At 45.0% G+C, this 2,505-nt stretch carries 1 protein-coding gene and 1 pseudogene; both read left to right on the forward strand.

The genetic code is table 11. From position 1 onward, the window contains the following. Positions 1-574 precede the first annotated feature (574 nt). Positions 575-2,386, forward strand: coding sequence for a reverse transcriptase/maturase family protein (locus L0M98_RS22495; RefSeq protein WP_004289323.1), 1,812 nt, complete (start codon positions 575-577; stop codon positions 2,384-2,386). A gap of 24 nt (positions 2,387-2,410) precedes the next feature. After that, positions 2,411-2,505 (forward strand): annotated as a pseudogene (locus tag L0M98_RS22750) (DUF4134 family protein); the annotation flags it as partial.

Genomic DNA, 2,505 nt, shown 5'->3' on the forward strand with positions numbered 1-2,505 from the left:
ATCGCCATGAGTGCGTCCGTAATGGTTGCATGATAAATTCCTCTTTAGCAAGAGGATAGGTCAGGGTTCAAGTGATCTACTTCCACCCAAATAAGCCCGAGGGGAAACCTAAAGGTGAAAATAGCACTTTGGGAAAGCAATAAGTCAGTCAAAAGCCAGACTGCGACTGAATTGCGAGGGAGAAAGACAGATATGAGGATAAAGTCCATACTGATTGAACGATAGCCCAGCGGCAAAAGATGTAGCTGCGACGGAAGGCTTTTACAAACGTCGCATTGTGGCACTAAGACAACGTCATTGGTGTTATAGCAAAGAACCAGCCACAACGCAACCGCAGTAAGCGGAGAAAAGGGCGGAAGTCGTATCCGACAATCTGTCGTGCTAATAGTTATCATACAGCTAAACGGAGATTACCTAAGTTGGAAAGCCATGAAAGTGGCTATGGGCTTTGGCTCTGAATATCCAATATGGTAACGGAGTTCCCATAGTAGTCCGAGCAAGGTAATGCCTTGTACATGGCGAAGGGGAACAGTTAGTAATGTTTTAATACAAATTTTGAAAACGTGTAAGACGTATGGAAAAATCAGAAAGAGTATTAAAAGCTCTAAGTGACCACAGTCAAAGTTCGGATTATAAGTACGAGCGACTGTATCGGTATCTGTTCAGTGAAGAGATGTTCGCTGTAGCCTACCAACGCATCTATGCGAAGCAAGGCAACATGACACCCGGAACTGACGGCAAGACCATCGATGAGATGAGTCTTGAAAGGATTGAAAGATTGATTGTGTCCTTAAAGGACGAAAGTTACCAACCCCACCCTGCACGCAGAGTGTACATACCGAAGAAGAACGGCAAGAAACGTCCGCTCGGTATTCCCTCATTCGAGGACAAATTGGTGCAGGAGGTAGTTAGACTGCTGCTTGAAGCCATTTATGAAGGTCATTTTGAAGGCACTTCACATGGTTTCCGACCGCATCGAAGCTGCCACACGGCATTGGGTATGATACAGAAGTCTTTTGCGGGAGCAAAGTGGTTTATCGAGGGAGACATCAAAGGCTTCTTTGACAACATAGACCACAACGTACTGATTAGCATTCTTCGTGAACGCATATCAGATGAACGCTTCCTCAGACTTATCCGTAAATTCCTCAATGCAGGGTATGTGGAGGACTGGAAGTACAACAAGACGTACTCAGGAACTCCGCAAGGTGGAATAATCAGCCCCATGCTGGCTAACATCTACCTTGACAAGTTCGACAAGTACATCAAGGAGTACGCAGCCAAATTCCGCAAAGGTGACAGACGCAGCATCAATCCCGAATACTGGCGTTTGAACAATAAGAAGAACTGGCTGAAAAAGAAGTTGCAGAAAACATCCGATGAGCAGATACGGAAAAGCTATCTGTATGAAATTGCCCAACTGAGCAAACAGATGCTGTCCACTCCTCACAAGGATGCAATGGATGCGGACTTTAGAAGAATGCAGTATGTAAGGTATGCGGACGATTTCCTTATATCGGTTATCGGAAGCAAGTCTGAATGCGAGACCATCAAAGCGGACATCACCCAATTCATGAGAGAACAACTCAAACTTGAATTGTCTGATGAGAAAACTTTGATAACACACGCACAAGACAAGGCGAAATTCCTTGGATATGAAATCTTCATCAGAAAGTCAGACGCAGTGAAAAGGAATAAGGACGGAGTTCTCAAAAGAGACTTCAACGGCGCAGTGGTGTTAACCCTTAACTCGGCTGTGATACAAAAGAAGCTCACTGAGTACAACGCGTTGGAGGTCAGAAACATTGATGGCAAAGACATTTGGTGGTCAAAGCCTCGCAGATATATGACTCCAATGAAGCCCGAAGATATTCTTGCCCAATACAATGCGGAAACCAGAGGACTTTACAACTACTATTCACTTGCTGCAAACGTGTCCAAAGAATGTGCATCTTTCGCCTTCATTATGAAGATGAGTATGTTCAAGACACTTGGCTGGAAACTGAACACTTCCGCAAGGAAAGTTCGCCAGAAGTATCAGAAGGACAAGGACTTTGTCATTCCGTACAACGATGCCAAGGGAAAGCAGAAATACAGAGTCTTCTACAATGAGGGTTTCAAAAAGAGAAATGCTCAGTTCGATGTTGACTATGACAAACTGCCACAGACCATGTACGTGCCATATCCGAGCCTTGTGGAAAGGTTGAAGGATGGCAGATGTGAACTATGTGGTAAGGAAGGAAAAGTAGTCATGCATCATGTGAGGACTCTCACCAAGCTGAAAGGCAATAATGAGTGGGAGAAACTGATGCTCAAAAGACATCGCAAGACACTGGTTGTCTGTGAGGACTGCAACTCTATGATTCAGAACTATGGTAAAGAGTAATGTTACTAATGGAAAGCCGTATACATGGAGACATGTAAGTACGGTTTGGGGGCGAGTACTCGGAAACCGCCCACCGCAAGGTGGGTATGGCGCTGGGTGCTTAGCCCACACAACGAGGA

It is taken from the genome of Butyricimonas sp. DFI.6.44, assembly GCF_022132345.1.
GTDB classification, from domain to species: Bacteria; Bacteroidota; Bacteroidia; order Bacteroidales; family Marinifilaceae; genus Butyricimonas; species Butyricimonas muris.

Coding starts and splice junctions, on each gene's coding strand:
- L0M98_RS22495 (WP_004289323.1), top strand. CDS start 575: ATGGAAAAATCAGAAAGAGTATTAAAAGCTCTAAGTGACCACAGTCAA.